The sequence below is a fragment of the Pseudoalteromonas sp. G5_S1_54_S4 genome (assembly GCF_054968565.1).
In genome coordinates this window covers 1-239 of sequence record NZ_JBQKUL010000158.1, presented here as the reverse complement: position 1 = coordinate 239, position 239 = coordinate 1, and the positions used below count along the sequence as shown (strand labels likewise).

Annotated in this window: 1 pseudogene; it reads right to left on the bottom strand. The window is 39.7% G+C overall.

The features are described from left to right. Positions 1-38: 38 nt before the first annotated feature. Positions 39-239 (bottom strand): annotated as a pseudogene (locus ACTRWE_RS19350) (IS3 family transposase); the annotation flags it as partial.

Sequence of the window (239 nt, the reverse complement as noted above, 5' to 3'; positions counted from 1 at the left end):
CGGAGTTTTTCAAGTTAGTTGTCGCCTCAAGTTAAATTTTATGCCGCCCGCATTTCTTCTTTTTTCTCAGGGTTTAAATTTACTTCATTTATCATTGACCAGTCTCGTGACTTCCCTGACCAACGGCTTGGGTTATTCAATTTAGCTGCGTCGTTTACCTGCTGACGCTTAGCTAATATTTCTTTATCTAAACCTGAATGACGTTGGTTTGGCGTCACAAATTTTATACCACTGTGTAG